We start from the raw sequence: 15,058 nt of genomic DNA on the forward strand, positions 1-15,058 counted from the left end.
TTTTTTCTAAACTTTTGTAAAATTATTTTACCACAGAAATTTTTATTACATAAATATCTCTGTGGTAATTTAAAATTATATTTTATTCTTCTGCTTTAGTAAATGTAACATCTACAGTTTGTGGATTTTGACTATCCACTAAAACATTATTCTCATTATTTATATTTACAGTTGGACTCACAACTCCACCTTCTTTTGTTAATTTTGAAACATCAACCTTGCATGATAAGTTAGATGCTTGTAAATTATCTAATTCTTTTTTTGTCCCTTTTAAGACAACAGTTACAGTATTACTACTTAAATTTGCAGTATATCCACTTAAATTTCCTTCTATAGTTATTGGAATTTCAAAAGTTTTCGTAGTTTCTGTGTTTCCATTTACAACATTTTCCGAATTATTTTCATCTGCTCCTGAAACTTTTACATCCACATTAATCTCATTTTCATTAGGCAATAATGTAATGTTTCTAGGAACTATAAGATTAGTTATTATCGTTTCATTCCCAGTTATAGAATTTAAATTTATAGGTTCAGATAAAATCTCATCAGTGCTATCTAAGACACTCTCACTACCCAATATTTTTATTGTATTAGGATTTGCTATTATATTCTCTAGTGTAAGTCCTGCCCTAAGTTCTCCCGTAGTTTGAACTTTTATAGGTACTAATTTTCCTTTTTCTACTGTTATTGTTGTCTGTACATTATTAGTTGATAGCACAACATCATTAACAACATTGCCACTTGAATCAACGGCTACCACAGGAAAACTTGCTGTGGTCGTGCTATTATTTGCAGTAACATTACCTCTTACAACTAATTTAGAAACTTCATTTACTGTTTCTTCGGGGCCAGATACTGTAATTTGATTGGTAGAAAAAGAAATATTCTTAACATAGGTGCTATTACTAGTCGTAACATTAAGTTCTGATTTCACAGGCATTGTTTTTTCAGTAATATTTTCTAATTTAATATTAATTCTTAATACTCCATTATTTTTTATATTTACATTATTAGGTGAATTTGTTATTTCTACTGGTATACTATTATCCCCTGATTTTAACGTATAATTAGATAAATTTGCAACTGCTGTAAATTGAGATTTATTTATACTATAAATATTGGTTGAAGTTCCTTGTATAGTTAAAGAAATAGTAAAATTTTGATCCGGAGCTAGAGTTAAATTATCCTCTTTTAAAACATCTAAATTTATTATCTGAACAGGTATATTCGTTATAGTATACTGCTTAATTGGATTTTCAATATTAGATATATATATCCAAAGACCAAAAGATAGGAGTAAGCAAACAAGCTTAACCATTAAATTTTTTTCTTTAACTATTTTTAATACTTGAGAAATTATTTTTCTCTTTTTATTATTTTTACCCACGCCTTCACCTTCTGACCAAACGACTTACTTTTTCTTTGATTTTTACTCTTTATTATTTTTAATAATATTGATTTTAATTTATCCCCATCAAAATTCCTAGTTAATCTTCCTTTAATGGCTAATGAAATTGCACCAGTCTCTTCAGACACTATTATTATTAGTGCATCTGATGCTTCCGAAAGTCCAATAGCAGCCCTATGCCTAGTTCCAAGTTGTTTGCTTATATTATTATTATTGGTTAAAGGCAATACACAAGCTGATGCTAATATCCTATCATTTTTTATAATAGTTGCACCATCATGAAGCGGAGTATTTTTTACAAATATATTTTCTATAAGCTCTCTAGACACTAAAGAATCCATTTTTATTCCTGTGGATACTATATCCCCAAGCCCTGTTCCTTGTTCTATAGCTATTAATGCCCCTGTTTTTGTCTTTGCCATATTTTCAACAGCTTCGCATATATTAGTTATTACTTTCTCAATTTCCTCATCGTTTTGTATTATATGAAAATCATCAAATGTGCTTCTTCCTATATGTTCTAATCCTCTTCTTATTTCAGGCTGAAATATTATAATAACAGCAATAACTCCAATAGTTATTGTTTTACTTAATATAAAGTACAAAATATCCAATTTTAATATATAACTAACAGGTATTAATATTAATATAAGTAAAATACCTTTTAACAATTGTTCTGCTCTAGTTTCCTTAATTAACATATAACCTTTATAAAAAATAAAAGCTACTACTAATATATCTACAACAGACCAAATAGTTATGTTTTGAATATCACTTAAAATCATATTAATTATAGTCTGCATATCGCTTCACTCCAGTTGTTATAAATACTCTTTAATATTATACAATAAAACTTTTAACTTAAATACAAAGTTAATGATAATTTTTTAATTTACATATTATAAGTAATGTTATTTATAAAGCTTTCATATATTTTTATTGTGTAAACTTTTATTAATTCTTTTACAGGGGGGATATTTTGAAATTTAACTATAAAGATTTTTATAAAAATAAATTTTTTATTTCTACAATGATACTAATTTTACTTTTAATTTTTATTATTGTTATTACATGTGTCAAATCTAATGACTTAATTACATTAAATAATTTAGGAAAGTCAATTACAAGCATAAATTTAGATGAACCTTTAGAAGACACAACCAATTCTAATGAATATGTAAATATATTAGAAGATAAAATTGATAATCTAACAACTCTATCAAATACATTAAAAGATATACAAACATCTAAAAAATATAAAGATATACACGAAACTCTAAAAAAAGGTTTAAACATGAATATAACCTTTTACACTTCTTTAATTGATATTTTAAATGATCCTACCACAGACGACTTATACAACAAGTATAAAGAAACTACTTCTTTAAAAAATGACATTATAAATATTTATGAAACTTGTAACAAAAATAATATATCTGTTTCATTAATATCTAATGACAGTAAATTACTAAATAATATATTCAGCTATATAAATGAAATTATAAAATTAAATAGGGATTCAGATATTAAAACTACACAAATGAATGAATTTATAGTTACTTTAGATTCTCTTCTATTAGAATTTGATGATTTAACAGAAAATCTATTCGAAACAATATCGACTATTAGAAAGAACAATAGAAGCTTAAATACAATTATTACTGATATTCATAATAAAATGAATAATTTTGAAACTATTAAGAAAAAATTTTATATTTTATCTATCCCAGAAGACAGCAACGATATTTTTATCTCATTTAATGAAGTTTTAAACCATTATAGTAATTACATTAATTTGTTATTAAAAGGAGTTACAGAAGAAAATAAAAATAATAATTCAAATAATGAATATTATATAAATGCTAAATCAGAATATGAAAATATGAATAATTCATTGAGAAATTTACAAACCTTACTAAATGATTTAAAAAAATAATATTTACATGAATTAACTTTCTCTTTATGGATACAATATACAAGGTAAAATAACACTAATATTAGGAGGACAATATGAAAAAGAAAACTTATGTATGTTTTTTATTAACCTTCATTTTTGTTGTTATCACTAATATATGTCAAAAAAATGCCTTAGGACTAGAAAATTTTAATAAGGAAAATATCACAAATAACTATATATACACAAGCGAATTAAATTTTAATCATACTCAAGACGAAATAACTAATGAACCTTTAACAGAAACTGATTTATTCTCTCAATCTGATGAAATAATTGAAGTTTTTAATTCATCATCAAAAAAAGTTTATTTAACAAAATCAGATATAGATTTAATGGCAAAAGTAGTTTTTGCTGAAAGCAAAGGTGAGCCGTACACTGGCAAAATTGCAGTTGCTTCTGTAATACTAAATAGAGTTACTAGTCCTAACTTTCCAAATACGGTTGAAGGAGTTATAACACAAAAAAATGCATTTTCTTGCGTTGTAAATGGTGTTATAAATGCAACTCCAAATAGTGATAGCTATAATGCAGTTAAAGATGCTATTAAAGGTTTAGATCCAACAGAAAATGCCCTATATTTTTACAATCCTAAAATAGCAACTTGTTCTTGGATGAAGGAAATAGAAAAATGTAATGTAACAACCATTGGTCAACATGTTTTTTTTAATGTAACACAATAAAAAAAAGAACTGTTTCAAATAATGAAACAGTTCTTTTTTCATTTTATAAACATGCTTCTACATCAATTTTTAATGCATCTTTAGTTTTAAATCCTATTAAAGTATTGATAAGCTTACCATCTTTAAATATTTTTAAAGTTGGTATACTTACTATTTTATATTGATTAGCTATTTGTGGATTTTTATCAACATCTACTTTTACAAATTTAACATTTGACATTTCCTCATCTAGTTCTTCTACTATAGGAGCTATCATTTTGCATGGTCCACACCAAGTTGCCCAAAAATCTACAACAACTACACCTTTTTCTTTTAAAACCTCTTCTTCAAAATCGCTAGCACTTACATGCATTACCATAATAAGTTCCTCCAATCTAACTTATTAAAATATCAAATTATTATATTATATTTAAATATTCTAGTAAATATTTTACTATTAAATAAGGTGTAGACAATTTGTCTACACCTTTACAAAACTTAGGGTTAATAAGTATTGTTACAAATTAAATTATTCTTGTTCCATTATTATTTTTTTAGCTGATAAAATTGATGTAGCACTCATTGAAAATTCATCTAATCCATATTCAACTAATGTTGGTATAGCAGTTTCATCCCCTGCCATTTCTCCACACATTCCAACCCACTTACCATGTTTATGTGCTCCATCTATAGTCATTTTTATTAATCTTAAAACAGATGGATGCATTGGGTTGTAAAGATAAGATACTTTTTCACTCATTCTATCTGCTGCTAAAGTATATTGTATTAAATCGTTGGTTCCTATTGAGAAGAAATCAACGTATTTTGCTAGTTCATCAGCATAAACTGCTGCTGCTGGAATTTCAACCATGATACCCCATTGAATTGAATCTGAATATGATATTCCTTCATTCTTTAATTCTGCTTTACATTCCTCAACAAATTCTTTTGCTGCTTGGAATTCTTCTAAGCCTGATATCATTGGAAACATTACAGCAAGATTTCCATATACAGACGCTCTAAGTAAAGCTCTTATTTGAACCTTAAATATATCTTTTCTATCTAAGCAAAGTCTTATTGCTCTATATCCTAAGAATGGATTCATTTCTTCTGGCAATGGTAAATATGGAAGTGTTTTATCTCCACCTATATCTAATGTTCTTATAACTACTTGCTTACCACATGCTTTTTCTAAAACATATTTATAGCTTTCAAATTGTTCTTCTTCAGTTGGTGCAGATTCTCTATCCATATATAAGAATTCAGTTCTAAATAGACCAACACCATCTCCACCGTTAGCTAATACTTGATCTATATCTTGTGGTTTACCTATGTTACCACAAACTTCAACTCTTCTTCCACCCTTAGTCACAGTTTTAACATCTATAAGTTTCTTTAACTCTTCTTGTTCTGCATGAAATTTCTCTTTTTTAGAAATATATTCATTTATAGTTTGTTGATCTGGATTTATTATTGCTAGTCCTTCCATACCATCTACTATAATCATATCTCCATTATTCACTGAAGTTGTTATATCTCCTAACCCTACTACTGCTGGAATTTCCAATGTTCTAGCCATTATAGCAGAGTGAGATGTTCTCCCTCCAATGTTAGTTAAAAAACCTATAACCTTACTTCTATCTAATTGTGCTGTATCAGATGGAGTTAAATCATGGGCAACAATTACTGTATTTTCTTCTGTTATAGCAAAATCACTTCCACCTTTTCCTGCTAAATTAGAAATTATTCTTTTTGAAACATCTTTTATATCAGCTGCCCTCTCTCTCATATATGGATCATCCATAGAATCAAATATCATAACAAAAGTATCTGTAACATTTTGTACAGCCTTCATAGCATTTAAACTCTCATTTTCTATAGTCATTTCCATTTGACCTGTAAATTCAACATCATCTAACAACATTAAATGAGCTTCAAAAACTTGAGCCTCATGTTGACCAATTTCATTTAAAGTTTTTTCTTTAATCTTAGTTAACTGTTCTCTTGAAGCCTGTAATGATACTCTCAATAAATTTTTTTCTGCTTCTATATCTGAAATTTTATTATCATTTATAACTATTTCTTCATGCTCTTGTATAAACACTTTTCCTATAGCATATCCTTTTGATGCTGCAATACCACTTTTTATCATAACTGCCTCCTAAAACATACATAATTTATTTAAATTATATTAAAATTCAATAAAATAAACTTTACTTATTTTTATTAGCAAGAAGTATGCCAATTCAAAAAAATTAATATATTTTTTCATTTAAAGTTAAAATTAGAAATAATATTTCCTTGAAAACATCTTATATTTACTAATAAATTAATAAAATTCAAAATCTTTTTATTATTTTGTTATTATAGATAATTTTTTGTTACAATCTAAAATAATAATTTAATTTTTTGATATTTTTTATCAACTTTTATATTTTTTTTATTTTATAATGTATAATATTGATATAAACCTATTAATAATGTTATTTATAATCATTGATAAAAAATATCAACTTTAAAATATATTGATATTTTTTATCAATAATTACTTACAAGGAGTATCATAATATGTTTTTTCAAGAAATAACCTTTAAAAATCGCCAAGGTCTTCATACAAGATATTCAGCTATGATAGTTAATAAAGCTTCAGAAATTCAATCAAAATACAAAGTTACTTTATATATAAAGAAAAAAGAATATTCCCAATGGCTTGGTATGAGCATGTTAGCTATTCTTTCTTTAAAAATTTCAAATAATGATAAAATAAGTATTGGTTGTAACGAAGAAGGTATGCTAGGGAAAATAGCTGTAATGTCGTTAATTCAATATATAGATGAGTTTATAAATTCTATAAATCCATCTGCTAATGTTAAAATTGATGAATTTATAGATGAAACAATAATAGCTAAAGAACAGGTATTAGAAAATGTTCCAATTGGTATATTAGTTATAGATTCCTATGAAAATATAACAACAATAAATGAATATGCATTAAAATTTTTAGAAAAAAGTTTTAAGGATGTTATAGGAAAAAATATTAAGGATATTATTCCTTATTCTGATTTACCAATGATTTTAAAAAAAGGCTTAAAACAATTCGGACAAGTACTGCATATAAAAAATAAATCAGCACTTGTAAATAGATCTCCTCTTTTTATGAACAATAAAATAATAGGCGCTGTTGCTGTTATACAAGATGTCTCTAATTTAGTTGGCATAAAAGAATTAAATGAAAAATTCACTAAAATTTTAGAAAATTCACAAGATATGATTTGTTTTTTAGACAAAAATGGGATTATAAATTATATTAATCCAGCTTACATTAAGCATAGTAATTTAAAGGCTCAAAATATTCTTGGTAAACATATTACAGATATAGAGCCTGATGGCTATATTTATAAATCCTTTAAGAATAAATCAAAATTTAACGATGTCATTTATTCTATTAATAATGTTAATGTGATAGGTAATATAGAACCATTATTTATAGATGATGAGTTTGTTGGAGTTATATCAACAGCAAGACCTATTAACGAGCTAAAAGAGCTTATAGGAAAACTAAACAAATCACAAGAGGAGCTTAATTATTACAAAGAAGAATTCTTTAAACAAATTTCTAACAATTCATCTTTTAATAATATCATAGGTTCTAGCAGAACTCTAAAAGATATTCTATATATATGCGAAAAAACATCAAAAACAACTTCTACAATTTTAATAAGAGGTGAAAGTGGTACTGGTAAAGAATTAATTGCTAAGGCTGTACACAATAACAGTACTAGGCATGATAAACCTTTTGTACGAGTTAACTGTGCTTCTATTCCTGAAAATCTTTTAGAAAGTGAGCTTTTTGGGTATGAAAAAGGTTCGTTTACAGGGGCTACCAAAAGTAAACCAGGTAAATTCTTAATTGCTGATGGTGGAACAATCTTCTTAGATGAAATAGGCGATATGCCTCTGTCTATGCAAGTTAAACTTCTAAGGGTTCTTCAAGAAATGGAAATAGATCCTATAGGAGGAATAGATCCAATTTCTATTGATGTTAGGGTTATTGCTGCTACTAATCGAAATCTTGAAGAAATGATAAAAGAAAAAACATTTAGACAAGATTTATATTACAGATTAGATGTAATAGGAATTAATCTCCCTGCTCTTAGAGAACGAAAAGAAGATATTCCTGATTTGGTTGAATATTTTATAAAAAAGTTAAATATTAAATTAAATAAAAATATCTTAGGAATATCCAATGATGCATTAAATCTACTTCAACAATATCAATGGCCTGGAAATATACGAGAACTTGAAAATATAATAGAAAGAGCTATGAATTTTTGTGATGAAAAATATATTTCAAGTTTTTATTTACCATCATATTTAAAACCTACAATAGAGAATCCTAATAAATTTGATTTAGATAAAGACAATATTCTTCCTTTTGAGGAATATGAAAAGCAAATAATAAAAATGGCTATTGAAAAATATAAAACATTTAATAAGGCTGGAAAAGCTTTAGGGTTAACCCATAGAACAATATCTTTAAAATGCAAAAAATATAATATTGATGTAAAAAAAATTAAAAATTAAATAAAAAATACTTGAAGGTCAGCACCCCTTCAAGTATTTAAGAGTTTAGTAACATCAGAAGTATAATTTGCAAGATATTGCTAAAAGAACAAAATGTATTTAAGAAACATTCAATTATTATTTGGAGTAAAACTCAACTATTAACTGTTCTTGTATGATTATTGGAAGTTCTTCTCTCTTAGGTTTTCTAATAAATATTCCTTTAAAACTATTTTCATCTTTAGATATATATGGAACTTCATTTCCTATATTATTTATAAAGTTGTTTGTGAACATTTCTGTTTTTCTTGATTTTTCTCTTAAAACAACCTCATCTCCTACTTTTAGTCTAAAAGAAGGTATATTTACCTTTTCTCCATTAACTAAAAAATGTCCATGATTCACCATTTGTCTAGCTTGCCTTATGGAATTAGCAAAACCCATTCTATAGACCATATTATCTAATCTAGATTCCAATATCATAAGCAAAGCTTCACCTGGCTGTTCTTTGCTATTAAATGCCTTTTCTACATATCTAGCAAATTGCTTTTCCATAACACCATAATAAGCTCTTAATCTTTGCTTTTCTAATAATTGAGTTCCGTAATCGGATAATTTTTTATCTGCCCTACTTGTTCCTTTAAATGCTCGTTCCATGGCCTTTGGATGCCCTATTACATTTAATCCAAGCCTTCTGCACATCTTGAAACGAGGTTCCATCATCTTAGCCATATTAAACCTCCTAATGTTCATTTTATGATATTATAATATCATATATATTGATTAATTGAAAATGATTATCATTATCTTTTTAACCATTAAAATCAATTTATCATTTATATTCTAATTAATACTCTTTATATCTCCTAATTTCTTATGAACTTAATATAATTTTTTCATGTTTCTTTATTTAGTTTTTTTAAGTATCAATTATAATCCTGTTTGAACATTGGATTAACCAATTCTTTTAACTATTATTTAAGTTTTGTTTTTGGAAGTATTACATATGCCTTAAACAAATCTCCCTCACATTCTACTTTAAACAATCCTTCATGAAGTTCAACAATAGTTTTAGCTATAGCCAAGCCAAGCCCAGAACCCTCTATAGTTGAATTCCTTGATTTATCTCCCCTTGCAAATCTTTCTAATATTTGACTTTCATTAAAATCTAATTCAAAAGCAGATACATTCTTAAAAGATATTTCAGCTCTATCATCAAAGTCTTTTATATCCACATATATCCTTGTATTTTCCAAACCATATTTTAAGGAATTTGTCGCAAGATTTTGAAATACCCTAGACATCTTTTCAGGGTCTACATTTATTTTCAACTCATCTGGAGCTTTAACCTTAAATTCCATTTTTTTCTCTATATATAAATCTTCAACCTCCATAATAGACTGGTATATAAGTTGAATTATATCTATATCCATTTCATATAAATCAACTTTTCCTGAATTCATTTTTGACACTTCAAAAAGATCATCAATTAATCTCTTTAATCTATGCGATTTAGTTTCCAATATTTTTATACATTCTTTTTTCTCATCTTCACTTATATCATCTCTTTGAAGTATGTTTACATAATTTATTATAGAAGTTAATGGAGTTTTTAAATCATGAGAAACATTTGATATAAGCTCAGTTTTTAGTTTTTCATTTCTTATTCCCTCTTCAATAGAATCTTTATAATTTAACCTTAAATCATTTATTCCTTTTGCAAGCTCTGATATCTGCTTGTCATTTCCATATTCAACTTCAAGTTCCATATTACCTTTTTTTATTTCATCTATATCATATATAATAGTTGCTAGCGAATCATATTTTAATATATATTTTATTACAAAATGTACAAATAGAAATACAATAATTGCAATTCCAACACCTATTCCTACATAATAAATATATGAATATCCACTCGGATATCCAAGCCAAAAATCAATAGCACTTGCAATCCACCAAAATAAAAGATATATTATTGTAGCAAAAATAATAAATAAAAATACTTTATCTTTTATTATTTCCTCTACTATTATCCTAGTTTTAAATATAGCCCTAATAGCTCTAAATAATTTAAATAAATATCCTTGTTTTAAACTAATTTTATATTTTTTAAATCCAAGATTCTTTATCATATATATTTTTTTTACAAGAAAAACAACTAAAATTATTGTACATATTAATAATATAAAAAAAGATGTTCTAATAGCATTTACTTCTTGTATATACATATCACCTTGATAAAAATATATTTCTTCTATATCTTCAGCAGGATTTAAAGTTATATAAGTTAAATTTTCATTCTTAGCTAACTCTTGTATAATATTTTTGGGAGTGGATAAAGCGTATGGCGGATCATAAAACCAACTTCTATTTGAATAATAATCTCCCGTTGTTTTATCAATTATTACAACTCCAATATAATACGTAGATAACTGTAATATTTTTTGCTTTACAATATCTTGTTCATCTTTTGTTGTAGCATTTTTTATGTCCTTTAAATAATCTGTCTGATTATAAATTACATTAGATAACTCTGCTGATCTTTCTAAAAGCTTTCCTTCTTCATACTTTTTAGGATTTATTAAAGCATCCACATAATTTACCCTTGGTTCTATATAAGATCCTTGAGTATAATTTATCTTGACTAAACTTTGATATGAATTACCTCCAAATAAAATAATTAACATCGCTGGGAATATTATTAAAGAACCTATTATAAATATATTTTCTACATTTCTAACCCAAATTCTATAATCACGCCACCAAAACCTTATTTTATTTATCCACTTTATAACCAATACCCCACACCACCTTTATATATTCAGGGTCTTTTGAGTTTATCTCTATCTTCTCTCTCATTCTTCTTATATGTACAGTTACTGTATTCTCACTCTTATAAAAAGCCTCTTCCCATACTTTCTCATAAATTTCTTTTATCGAAAAGATTCTTCCTGGATGTGAAGCTAAAAGAATTAATATTTTATATTCAGTAGCAGTAAGTTTTACTTCATTACCTCTCAAAACTACTTTTTTATTTATATTATCTATTAGTAAATCTTTTATAATTATCGTATCTTGTGAATTTTCTATGCTTAAAGGTTTTTCATACCTTCTAAGTTGTGATTTTACTCTAGCAACCAATTCTAAATTATTAAAAGGTTTTGTAACATAATCATCTGCTCCTATATTTAATCCTAATATTTTATCGCTATCCTCGGATTTTGCAGATAACATTATAATCGGCATATTTCTGGTTTCCCTTATTTTCATACATGTCTGCATACCGTCTAATCTTGGCATCATCAAATCTAAAACGACTAAATGAACATCCTCTTTATCTAAAACTTCTAAAGCTTCAAGACCATCCTTAGCCTTTATTACATTTATCCCCTCCCCCCTTAAATATATATCTATAGCATCTCTTATTTCTTTTTCATCATCTACAACTAATACATTGAATTTATCCATTAATAAACACCTCTTTAACTTTCTATATATATTTTATAATAAAATATAAAAGTTACAAATATAATTTATATTTTTATTATGACTTACCAATATAATTGTCTAAATTTACTTTATAAACAATTACTCATTTTAATACTATTGAGCAAAATATTAATATTAATTAAATTTTAATAAAAAAATATTTAATATTACAATAATATCTATTATAATTACATCTATATCATTTCATAATTAAGTTAAGGAGATAATTTTATGAAATTTATGAAGAGCACAAGTGGCTTTATTCTTGACTGCATATTAATCTTTTTAGGATGTTTCATATCATCTCTAGGAGTTAATATGTTTTTAGCTAATGCTCAGCTAATAAGTGGTGGAGCTACTGGAGTTGGACTTATAATTCAATATCTTACTAGAATAAATTCTGGTATAACTGTATTTATAATAAACATACCATTATTCATTCTTAGTTATTTCAAATTACCAAAAAAATTTACACTATATACTGGTATTGGAATGATTTCTTTATCCGCATGCCTTATAATTACATCACCACTTTCAAGTCTTGTATCACTAAATGATACATTACTTTATTGCATATATGGAGGAATTCTTTGTGGTCTAGGTTATGGAATAGTCTTTTCAAGAAATGGTTCTACCGGTGGAACAGATATTGTCAATATGCTTATTAGAAAAAAATATTCTAATTTTAATATTGGAAGCTTAGGATTTGCTATAAACTTAATTATTGTAGCTGTTGCATCAACATTTTTTGGGATTCCTATGGCTCTATACACTCTTATAAGTATGTTTATACAAGGCATGGTTTTAGACAAGGTTATAAAGGGTACTAATAACAAACAGTTATTATTTATAATAACCGAAAAAGAGCAACTTGTTATAAGCTATATAATAAATGACCTTCATAGAGGTGTTACATCTCTTTTGGCAGAAGGAGAATATACACATGATAAGAAAAAAATGCTCTATTGCCTTGTTACACCAAGACAAATGATTGAACTTAAAAATACAATCCATCTAATAGATCCTAAGGCATTTATTACTGTTATGGATGTATCTGAAGTTCGTGGAAAAGGCTTTAGAAATTCTATATAATGAAAGAAAAGAGCTGTATCTAAATCGATACAAGCTCTTATTTATTTTGTGAAAAATACTTATCAATTCCTTGAACTAAAGAATAGACTATTTTATTTTGATAATCATCACTCTGTAATAACTCTAACTCTTCTGGATTAGATAAAAATCCACATTCTGCAATGACCGCAGCACACCCTTTATTATTTCTAAGTATTCTATACTCCTCTTTAGCTTGCTTTGCTACTCTATGATTATTCCCATCTAAATTAAGTTTAAAACTTTCTTGCAAAGCCTCCCCTAAAAGCTTACTGCTATCATCTGCTGCATACCAAACCTGTGCACCTTTGCAATTGCTTTGTGGAAACATATTTTGATGAATACTTATAAAAATATCACACTTTGTTTCCTCTTTCATTTTAACTCTATTAGCCAAATCATCTCTTTTTTTCTCTCTTACCGTATCTCCCTTAGTGTGTAAATCAGCATCTGCTTCTCTAGTTACTGCTACTCTATATCCCTTTTCTTCTAAAGTAGATTTTAATTTTAAAGATATTGCTAAGTTTATATCTTTCTCCAACGTTCCATCATTACCCTTAGCACCACCATCCATTCCTCCATGACCAGGATCTATAAGTATTATTTTTTCACTACCACCCTCTTCCTTTTCTTCAGCTTTAACCAAAGTTCCTGTTATTAAAAAACATAAAATTAATACTAAAGTTAATGCTACCATTGATATACTCTTAATAAATCTTTTAACTTTCATACCATAATAGTTCCTTTCCATAACAAAATTAAATATCATTTTTTACCTATTCCTAACATCCATTATTTAAATACTTAAAAAACCTATATTTATTTTTTCCAAAAAGTATTATAGTATGTACTAAATCCTTAATTCACTAAAAGTTTAGCATTAATAATAATGATATATAAAAAACAATGTAAATAAAAAAAGAGAGGAAATTTCCTCTCTTTTTTAAACCACAAACTATCTCTTTGAGAATTGTGGAGATCTTCTTGCTTTTTTAAGACCGTATTTCTTTCTTTCTTTCATTCTTGGATCTCTAGTTAAAAATCCAGCTTTCTTTAATTCTGGTCTTAAATTTTCATCAGCTTTTAATAAAGCTCTTGATATACCATGTCTTATAGCTCCTGCTTGACCTGATAATCCACCACCATATACATTAACTAAAACGTCAAATTTATCTTTAGTTGCAGTTAATACTAATGGTTGATTAACTATAACTCTTAAAGTTTCTAATCCGAAATATGTTTCGATTTCTCTTTTATTTACTATAACTTTACCTTCACCTGGTACAAGTCTTACTCTTGCAACTGATTTTTTTCTTCTACCAGTTCCCATATATTGAACTTTTGCCATTACTGTTCCTCCTCCCGAGACTATTATATTAGTATCTTAATTCAAGTACTTCTGGATTTTGAGCTGCATGATTATGCTCAGAACCTCTATATACTTTTAATTTCTTTAACATTTTTCTTCCTAAAACTCCTGATGGAAGCATTCTTCTTACAGCTTCTTCAAAAGCAAATTCAGGTTTCTTTTCTAATACTTCTCTGTATGGAGTTTCTTTTAATCCACCTGGATATAGGCTATGTTTTCTCATCATTTTTTGATCTAACTTTTTACCAGTTAAAACAACTTTCTCAGCATTTATTATTATAACGAAATCTCCGCAATCAACATTTGGTGTAAATGTTGGCTTATTCTTTCCTCTTAATATTGTTGCAACTTGGCTAGCAACTCTTCCTAGTGGCTTTCCAGCAGCATCAACAACATACCATTTTCTTTCAACGTCTTGTGCTTTCGCAATGTATGATTTCATGTTTTTCCCTCCCTAAAAATTTCGAATAGGTTAATTTTAATTAATCGTGCTCTATGTT

14 protein-coding genes are annotated in these 15,058 nt (G+C 26.7%); 4 read left to right on the forward strand and 10 right to left on the reverse strand.

The genetic code is table 11. The features are described 5' to 3' along the window. Positions 1 to 82: 82 nt before the first annotated feature. The gene (locus DR020_RS04650; RefSeq protein ID WP_055260010.1) at positions 83 to 1,387 is read right to left on the reverse strand and encodes a CdaR family protein; all 1,305 of its coding nucleotides are present in this window, start codon (positions 1,385 to 1,387) and stop codon (positions 83 to 85) included. Continuing rightward, positions 1,357 to 2,211 (reverse strand): diadenylate cyclase CdaA, encoded by an 855-nt coding sequence (cdaA, locus tag DR020_RS04655; RefSeq protein ID WP_055260009.1) that lies wholly within the window; start codon positions 2,209 to 2,211, stop codon positions 1,357 to 1,359. Before cdaA ends, DR020_RS04650 begins: the two co-directional genes overlap by 31 nt. A 176-nt stretch (positions 2,212 to 2,387) precedes the next feature. Between cdaA and DR020_RS04660 the strand changes: the two genes are divergently transcribed. Both DR020_RS04660 and DR020_RS04665 read left to right on the forward strand, forming a co-directional pair. Beyond that, entirely contained in the window at positions 2,388 to 3,344 is a 957-nt protein-coding gene (locus DR020_RS04660) for a hypothetical protein (RefSeq protein ID WP_112365396.1), read from the forward strand. Positions 3,345 to 3,418: 74 nt separating this feature from the next. Next, on the forward strand, positions 3,419 to 4,045 hold the full coding sequence (locus tag DR020_RS04665; RefSeq protein ID WP_112365397.1) for a cell wall hydrolase: 627 nt from the start codon (positions 3,419 to 3,421) through the stop codon (positions 4,043 to 4,045). A 43-nt stretch (positions 4,046 to 4,088) separates the two neighbouring features. On the opposite strand, the gene trxA is transcribed toward DR020_RS04665, so the two are convergent. Further along, a complete protein-coding gene (gene trxA, locus DR020_RS04670) occupies positions 4,089 to 4,403 on the reverse strand; it encodes a thioredoxin (protein WP_055260003.1) in 315 nt (104 codons plus the stop codon). A gap of 150 nt (positions 4,404 to 4,553) precedes the next feature. Continuing rightward, positions 4,554 to 6,173: a phosphoenolpyruvate--protein phosphotransferase gene (gene ptsP, locus DR020_RS04675; RefSeq protein ID WP_055260076.1), complete on the reverse strand. Its 1,620-nt coding sequence runs from the start codon at positions 6,171 to 6,173 to the stop codon at positions 4,554 to 4,556. A 419-nt stretch (positions 6,174 to 6,592) separates the two neighbouring features. On the opposite strand from ptsP, the gene DR020_RS04680 reads away from it, so the two are divergent. Next, entirely contained in the window at positions 6,593 to 8,608 is a 2,016-nt protein-coding gene (locus DR020_RS04680) for a sigma 54-interacting transcriptional regulator (protein WP_112365398.1), read from the forward strand. A 117-nt stretch (positions 8,609 to 8,725) separates the two neighbouring features. On the opposite strand, the gene rpsD is transcribed toward DR020_RS04680, so the two are convergent. From rpsD to DR020_RS04695, 3 genes are all read right to left on the reverse strand, one after another. After that, positions 8,726 to 9,319 (reverse strand): 30S ribosomal protein S4, encoded by a 594-nt coding sequence (rpsD, locus tag DR020_RS04685; RefSeq protein WP_055259999.1) that lies wholly within the window; start codon positions 9,317 to 9,319, stop codon positions 8,726 to 8,728. Between the two features lie 242 nt (positions 9,320 to 9,561). Next, positions 9,562 to 11,388: a sensor histidine kinase gene (locus tag DR020_RS04690; RefSeq protein WP_235865666.1), complete on the reverse strand. Its 1,827-nt coding sequence runs from the start codon at positions 11,386 to 11,388 to the stop codon at positions 9,562 to 9,564. Then, positions 11,366 to 12,058, reverse strand: a complete 693-nt coding sequence (locus DR020_RS04695) for a response regulator transcription factor (protein WP_055259995.1) — start codon at positions 12,056 to 12,058, stop codon at positions 11,366 to 11,368. Before DR020_RS04695 ends, DR020_RS04690 begins: the two co-directional genes overlap by 23 nt. A gap of 252 nt (positions 12,059 to 12,310) precedes the next feature. Between DR020_RS04695 and DR020_RS04700 the strand changes: the two genes are divergently transcribed. Next, positions 12,311 to 13,171 (forward strand): YitT family protein, encoded by an 861-nt coding sequence (locus DR020_RS04700; protein WP_055259993.1) that lies wholly within the window; start codon positions 12,311 to 12,313, stop codon positions 13,169 to 13,171. Positions 13,172 to 13,208: 37 nt separating this feature from the next. Here the strand turns inward: DR020_RS04700 and cwlD are convergent, their stop codons facing one another. The 3 genes from cwlD to rplM form a co-directional block, all read right to left on the reverse strand. Next, entirely contained in the window at positions 13,209 to 13,940 is a 732-nt protein-coding gene (gene cwlD, locus DR020_RS04705; RefSeq protein ID WP_235804592.1) for an N-acetylmuramoyl-L-alanine amidase CwlD, read from the reverse strand. A gap of 204 nt (positions 13,941 to 14,144) precedes the next feature. Then, on the reverse strand, positions 14,145 to 14,537 hold the full coding sequence (gene rpsI, locus DR020_RS04710) for a 30S ribosomal protein S9 (RefSeq protein WP_055259991.1): 393 nt from the start codon (positions 14,535 to 14,537) through the stop codon (positions 14,145 to 14,147). A gap of 28 nt (positions 14,538 to 14,565) precedes the next feature. Beyond that, the gene (gene rplM / locus DR020_RS04715; RefSeq protein ID WP_055259989.1) at positions 14,566 to 15,000 is read right to left on the reverse strand and encodes a 50S ribosomal protein L13; all 435 of its coding nucleotides are present in this window, start codon (positions 14,998 to 15,000) and stop codon (positions 14,566 to 14,568) included. Between the last annotated feature and the right edge of the window lie 58 nt (positions 15,001 to 15,058).

The sequence above is a fragment of the Sarcina ventriculi genome, assembly GCF_900456775.1.
GTDB lineage: Bacteria > Bacillota > Clostridia > Clostridiales > Clostridiaceae > Sarcina > Sarcina ventriculi.